This window comes from Streptomyces sp. NPDC058457, assembly GCF_042720695.1.
In the GTDB taxonomy this organism is placed as follows: domain Bacteria; phylum Actinomycetota; class Actinomycetes; order Streptomycetales; family Streptomycetaceae; genus Streptomyces.
Map to the genome: position 1 here is coordinate 1 of NZ_JBHXLU010000173.1, position 6,291 is coordinate 6,291.

The 6,291-nt window shown below is 70.2% G+C and carries 5 protein-coding genes; all 5 read left to right on the forward strand.

The genetic code is table 11. The annotated features are described in order from the left end of the window. Positions 1-140: 140 nt before the first annotated feature. The 5 genes from ACFWPS_RS53595 to trxA all read left to right on the forward strand — a co-directional run bounded on the left by ACFWPS_RS53595 (position 141) and on the right by trxA (position 6,262). The gene (locus tag ACFWPS_RS53595; RefSeq protein ID WP_383721791.1) at positions 141-1,778 is read left to right on the forward strand and encodes a flavin-containing monooxygenase; all 1,638 of its coding nucleotides are present in this window, start codon (positions 141-143) and stop codon (positions 1,776-1,778) included. 11 nt (positions 1,779-1,789) lie between these two features. Then, entirely contained in the window at positions 1,790-2,725 is a 936-nt protein-coding gene (locus ACFWPS_RS53600) for a zinc-binding dehydrogenase (protein ID WP_383721793.1), read from the forward strand. Between the two features lie 156 nt (positions 2,726-2,881). Next, complete coding sequence (locus ACFWPS_RS53605) at positions 2,882-4,183, forward strand: MFS transporter (RefSeq protein ID WP_383721795.1); 1,302 nt, start codon at positions 2,882-2,884, stop codon at positions 4,181-4,183. Between the two features lie 17 nt (positions 4,184-4,200). After that, the gene (locus ACFWPS_RS53610) at positions 4,201-5,901 is read left to right on the forward strand and encodes a hypothetical protein (protein WP_383721797.1); all 1,701 of its coding nucleotides are present in this window, start codon (positions 4,201-4,203) and stop codon (positions 5,899-5,901) included. Positions 5,902-5,935: 34 nt separating this feature from the next. Further along, positions 5,936-6,262: a thioredoxin gene (gene trxA, locus ACFWPS_RS53615; RefSeq protein WP_383721799.1), complete on the forward strand. Its 327-nt coding sequence runs from the start codon at positions 5,936-5,938 to the stop codon at positions 6,260-6,262. Positions 6,263-6,291: the final 29 nt, after the last annotated feature.

Here is a 6,291-nt window from a genome sequence, read left to right on the forward strand (position 1 = left end):
ATGTGGCTCGTGGGGAGCGTTTTGTGTTTTATCCCCAGCGGAGCCGGCGGCCCCGCCGGGGCCCTCCGCGCCGGTTTCCCCCCCGCCTACGGAGCGGGCTTCCCCCCGCCGGCCCCCCCCACGACGTCGAACTGCGCCGCATGTACGAGGCGTTCCGCAACGAGGAGCTCACCGACCGGGACTGGTCCTACCGCCGCGACCTCGCCGCCTTCGACGACCACCCCAGGCTGGCCCGGTGGACGGGCGCCAAGCCGTCCATTCCCGAGGGCTTCCAGGTGGCGGTCATCGGCGCCGGCTTCGGCGGCATCGCCGTGGCCGTCCAGCTGGAACACCTCGGCATCCCCTACACGGTCTACGAGCGGCGCCCGGAGCTTGGCGGTACCTGGAGCATCAACGCCTACCCGGACGTGCGGGTGGACACCACCAACTTCCTCTATCAGTTCTTCTTCGAGAAGAACTACCCGTGGACCGAGTACTTCGCGCGGGCCGGCGAGGTGCGCGACTACCTGCAGCACGTGGCCAAGAAGTACGGCGTCTTCGAACACATCAGCTTCGACAGCGACGTGCAGGAAGCCGCCTTCGACGCGACGACGGGCCGGTGGACGATCGACGCCGTCATCGACGGCCGGCCGCAACAGCTCAGCGCCAACGCCGTGGTGAGCGCGAGCGGGCTGTTCGCCACGCCCAAGCGCCTCGACACGCCCGGCATCGAGGATTTCGGCGGCGAGATCGTGCACACCGCCGAATGCACGGGCCAGGAGCGGCTGGACGGCCGTGACGTCGCCATCATCGGCAACGGCTCGACCGGTGTGCAGATGATGTCCGAGGTGCGCAGCCGGGCCCGGAGCGTGGGAGTCTTCCAGCGCACCCCGCAGTGGATCAGCCCGCGCGAGCGCTACGGCGAGGCCATCTCCCCGGAGACCCGCTGGCTGCTGGACACGATGCCCTACTACTGGAACTGGTACTGCTACTCGATCGCGACCCTGCGGCTGGGCGGCCAGGTCCTCCAGGAGCCCGACCCGGAATGGCAGGCCGCGGGCGGTCTCGTCAACGAGGGCAACGACGGTTACCGCGCGAGCCTCACCCAGTACGTGAAGTCGAAGCTGGGCGACCGCCCCGACCTGTGGGAGAAGCTCATCCCGAGCCATGCGCCCATGGCCCGCCGGCTCATCGTCGACAACAACTGGTACTCCTCGCTGCTGGAGGACAACGTCGAACTGGTCACGGAGAAGATCGAGCGGTTCACCCCGACGGGCATCCGTACGGCCGACGGCAAGGAGCGCCCCTACGACCTCGTCTTCACGGCCACCGGGTTCGCCACCCAGAAGTACCTGTGGCCGACCCGCTACCGAGGCCTGGCCGAGGAGACGCTGGAGGAGCGGTGGAGCGCCCCCGCGGGCGGCGGCCCGCGTGCCTACCTCAGCCTCACGGTGCCCGACTTCCCGAACCTGTTCATCATGTACGGCCCCAACTCGCAGAACCGGGCCGGGTCGCTGATCGTGTGGATGGAGACCTGGGCGCGCTACACGGCCGAGGCGCTGGTCGCCCTCATCGAGGGGGGCCACCGTTACCTGACGGTCCGCAAGGAGGTCTTCGAGGACTACAACCGCCGGCTCGACGAGGCGATGCTCTCCCTCATCTGGTACGACGAGGGGTCCAGGGACCGCAACTACTACGTGAACGAGTTCGGCCGGCAGCAGGTCAACGTGCCGTGGCGGCTGGAGGAGTACCACGAGCTCCTGGCGAAGTTCCGGCCGCAGGACTACGACTTCACCTGAGGACGGATGCGATGAAGGCGGTCCGTTCTGTGCCCCCGGGAGTCGAGGTCGTCGAGACCGACGAACCCGGCGGGCCGGGAGAGCTGGTCCGGGTGGCCGCGGTGGGTATCTGCGGCTCCGACCTGAGGTACCTGCGCCGAGGCAGCACACAGATCATCGGGCACGAGATCGCCGCCACGGCCGCGGACGGCGCACCGGTGGCCGTTGAGGCCATAGCCCGGTGCGGCACCTGTGCGTGGTGCGCCGCCGGCCGGCACAACCTGTGCCGGGCGGCCGGCCGGGACGTGGTCGGCATGACCGTACCCGGAGGGATGGCGGAGTACTACCGGGCCCCGCGGTCGGCACTCGTGCCGCTGCCGCCGGGACTGTCCCTGGACGACGCCGCGCTCGTCGAACCGGGCGCCGTGTCCTGGCATGCCTGCCGCAGGGGCGAGATCGGTCCCGGCACCCGTGTCGCCGTGGTGGGGGCCGGGACCATCGGGATGCTGGCCGCTGCCGCCGCCCTGCGGATGCAGGCGGCGGAGGTGGCCCTGGTGGCCAGGCACCCCTTCCAGGCCGAGGCGGGCGAACGCCTCGGTGCTGCCCGTCCGTCGGGCCGGTACGACGTCGTCGTCGAGGCGAGCGGCAGCGAGAGCGGGCTGAACCGCGCGATCGAGCTCGTGCGCCCTCTCGGCACGGTGGTGACGGTCGGTGTCTTTCCACCCGGCATCACCTGGCCCCACATGGCCGCCTTCCTCAAGGAGGCCCGCGTCGTGCCCTCGATGGGATACGCCCAGGACACCACGGGCTCGCGGGAGTTCGCCTGCTCGGCCCGGATGCTGGCCGAGCGGCCGGAGATCGCCCGGACCCTGATCACCCACCGGTTCGGCATCGACGAGGCCGCGCGCGCCTTCGAGGTCGCCGCCTCCAGGCCGCCGGGGACTTTCAAGGTCGTCGTCCACCCGTGAACCCCGTGGGCCGCCCCCCGGCGTGCTCCGGACAGTCCACAGACACTCATACACCGTCAGGCGGAGACAAGGATGTCGAAAGCCACGCCGACCCCGTCCGCGCTGAACGGCTCGAGGCGCACGCGTACGAACGCCGTACGGGTGGGGACCGCGAGCATGCTCGGGACCTTCATCGAGTTCTACGACTTCACCTGTTACGGCTTCCTGGTCGTGTACACGGCGCCGCTGTTCTTCCCGGCGGACAACCCGGGCACGGGGATCCTCGCCTCCCTGGGTGTCTACGGGGTGGGGTATCTCGCCCGCCCGCTCGGCGCGCTGTTCTTCGGCCGGCTCGGCGACCGGCGCGGGCGCCGCTTCGCGCTGCTCGTCACCGTCATCGGCATGGGCGGCGCGACCACGCTCATGGGGCTGCTGCCGACCTACGGCACCGTCGGAGTCGCCGCGCCCGTCCTGCTGGTCCTCGTCCGGATGGTGCAGGGTTTCTGCGCGGGCGGCGAGATCGGGGGCGCCGCCACGCTGGTGGCGGAGTCCGACGGCGGCCGCAGACGCGGACGGTTCCAGGCACTCATCCCCCTGGGGTCGAGCCTGGGGGTCGCCGTCTCCCCGGCGGTGGTCGGCCTGCTGGTGACAACTCTCGGCGCGAAGGACATGGCGCACTGGGGCTGGCGCATCCCGCTGCTGCTGTCCGCGGCGATGACGCTCGCCGTGGTGGTCTACCGGGTGCGGGTCGAGGACTCCCCGGAGTTCCGTTCCCTGGCCGAGGCCGAAGCGGTCGAACGGTCGCCCGTGCGCACCGCGCTGCGCGGTCACTGGCGCATGATCACGGTCTCGGCCGTGCTCAACCTCGTCGTCACCATGGTGCTCGGCGTCCTGGTCAACTACATGAGCATCTACCTGCTCTCGGTCCTGGCCGTGTCGGCGATCAAGGTGTACTGGCTGTCGGCGGTCTGCCTGTTCCTCGGGGCCGGCGGGTTCCTGGTGGGCGGCTGGTGGACCGACCGCTTCGGACGCCGGTCGGCGATGCTGCTGGGCCTCGGCGGTTCGGCAGCCCTGGTCTTCCCCGTGCTGTACGGCATGCGGAGTGTGCGCTCCGGTGGCGCCTGGGCGCTCGTCGCGGCCGGCGCCCTGTACGTGCTGGCGCTCGCGTTCAGCTACGCGGCGGCGCCGTCGATGTACGTCACGTTGACCCAGGCGTTCCCGACCCGGGTGCGCTACACGGCGGTGGCGTTCGCCTACAACGCCGGCGCCGTCGCAGGCGGCGGTCTCACGCCCTATCTGGCCGCCGAGCTGACCCGGACGGCGGGGCCGCGGGCGGCGGGGTGGCTGGTGGTCGCCGCCTCGGTGACCGGGGTCACGGTGATGTGGCTGCTGACGTCGAGGTCCCGGCGGCCGTCAATCTCCGACCGGAGTATTGACGAACCCAATGAGTTCAATCGTATAACTGATACAGATAACTAAATCCATGAGGAGAAGCCGTGACGATCGAAGCCGGCGTAGACCAGGCCGCCTTTGAGGTGGTCAATCCGACCGCGGACAAGCTGGACTCCGCGGAGACCTCCCTGGCCCCGCGACTGGACACACTGAACGGGAAGGTGCTGGGCCTGCTGTCCAACAGCAAGCCCAACGCCGAGATCGCGCTCCAGGCGGTGGCGGAGAAGATCAAGGAGACCTACCCGGACCTCAAGATCCGTCTCTACCCCGGCTCCATCCGCTTCGAACCCGGGCTGCTGCGGCGGGCCATCGAGGAGAGCGACGCCCTCGTCGGCGCCACGGCGGACTGCGGCGCCTGCACGTCCTGGCTGATCCACGACGGCGCGCAGGCCGAGAAGGCGGGCGTCCCCCAGGTCACGATCGTGGCCCGGGGCTTCGAGCGCGACACGGACACCAGCGCCAAGGTGTTCGGCGTCCCCGGGCTCCAGTACGTGGTCGTGCCCCGCGTCTTCACCGCGCTCACGCCGGAACAGGCGACCGAGCAGACGCTGCCGGTGGCGGACGACATCATCAAGGCCCTCACCCAGACTCCCGCCGCCCCGGCCGACACCGCCGGGCAGGAGGACGACGAGGAGCGGCAGGAGACGTACACCTTCGGCGGCCAGGACCCGGTGGCGGCCGTCGAGGCCTTCAACGAGTTCTACCTCCAGAAGGACTTCGGTGACGGACTGCCGCTCCACCCGCCGACCCGGGCGAAGGTGGAGGCCATCATCGAGGCACAGGGGTTGCCCCGGGACGAACTGATCCTCACCGTCCCGCCGTTGCACGGCCACGGAACCCTGGAGCGGATCGCCGTCAACGCCGCCATGGCCGGGTGCCGTCCGGAGGAACTGCCGGTCGTGGTCGCCGCGCTCAAGGCGATCCACGCGTGCCCCCCTCCGATGAACCTCTCGGTCCTGATGTCGACAGGGGCCTTCGCGCCCGTGATCCTCGTCAACGGGCCGCTCGTGAAGAAGCTCGGCATCAACAGCGGGCGCAGCCCGCTCGGGCCGGGCCTCAACAACCGGGTCAACATCCGCATCGGGCGGGCGGTCGCCCTGACGCTGCGCAACCTCGGCGCGTGGATACCGGGACGCATGGACCTCGACACCATCGGTACCGTGCGCAAGAACATCCAGGTGTTCGGCGAGAACGAGGACGAGAGCCCCTGGGAGCCGTACCAGGTGGGCCAGGGCCTGCGGCCCGACGACAGCACCGTGACCGTGGTGCACACCGTGGGGGAGTGGGACCTCGGCTCCAACCACGGCCCGGCGGACCGCCGTATCCGGTCCATCGCGGCGCGCACCCCCACGCTCACCCAGGTCGGCTTCATGACGAGCACCCTGGCCGGCCTCGAAGGCAACGAGGACGGGCTGTTCTACCTGCTGCCCCCGGAGACGGCGAGGAAGTTCGCCGACGCGGGGCTGAGCAAGGACGCGGTGAAGAGGTTTCTGCTGCACAACATCCGGCCGCGGATCTGGGACGTCGTCGCACCGTTCATCGACTTCCGGGAGCGCGGCCTGGTCCGGCCCGAGTGGGAGTGGATGTTCCGGCTCACCCCCGAGGAGCAGCGGACCCAGACGATCCAGGCGTTCAACGACCCGGCCGCGATCAACATCGCCGTCGCCGGGCACGGCACGCCCAAGGAGTTCGTCTTCGGCACGATGACCACGCCGATCACCGTGAAGATCACCGCCCTCGCGTAGTCCCGCGCGCAGGCGGAGGAAGGAAGGCACGCTCATGGCAGCAGTCGTCCGCGCCGTCACCGACGACGACTTCGACGAGGCCGTCCAGGGGGCCGGGCGACCGGTGCTCGTGGACTTCTGGGCGCCGTGGTGCGGCCCGTGCCGGGCGATGGGGCCCATCCTCGACGCGATGGCCGAGGCGCACGAGGGGGCCCTCGACATCGTGAAGGTCAATCTGGACGAGAGCCCGCGGGCGGCCCGGCGGCACGGTGTCTCCTCGATCCCCGCGCTCCTGCTGTTCTCCGACGGGAAGCTCGTGACGACGCTGGTGGGAGCCAAGCCCCGCACGATGATCGAGAAGGCCATCGCCGAGTACCTGTGACGCACCAGAGCGGCGGGCCGGTGCGGACC

Bases quoted from the DNA above. Each gene is read 5' to 3' on its own strand.
- trxA (WP_383721799.1), top strand. From the start codon at position 5,936: ATGGCAGCAGTCGTCCGCGCCGTCACCGACGACGACTTCGACGAGGCC.
- ACFWPS_RS53600 (WP_383721793.1), top strand. From the start codon at position 1,790: ATGAAGGCGGTCCGTTCTGTGCCCCCGGGAGTCGAGGTCGTCGAGACC.
- ACFWPS_RS53595 (WP_383721791.1), top strand. From the start codon at position 141: ATGTACGAGGCGTTCCGCAACGAGGAGCTCACCGACCGGGACTGGTCC.
- ACFWPS_RS53605 (WP_383721795.1), top strand. From the start codon at position 2,882: ATGCTCGGGACCTTCATCGAGTTCTACGACTTCACCTGTTACGGCTTC.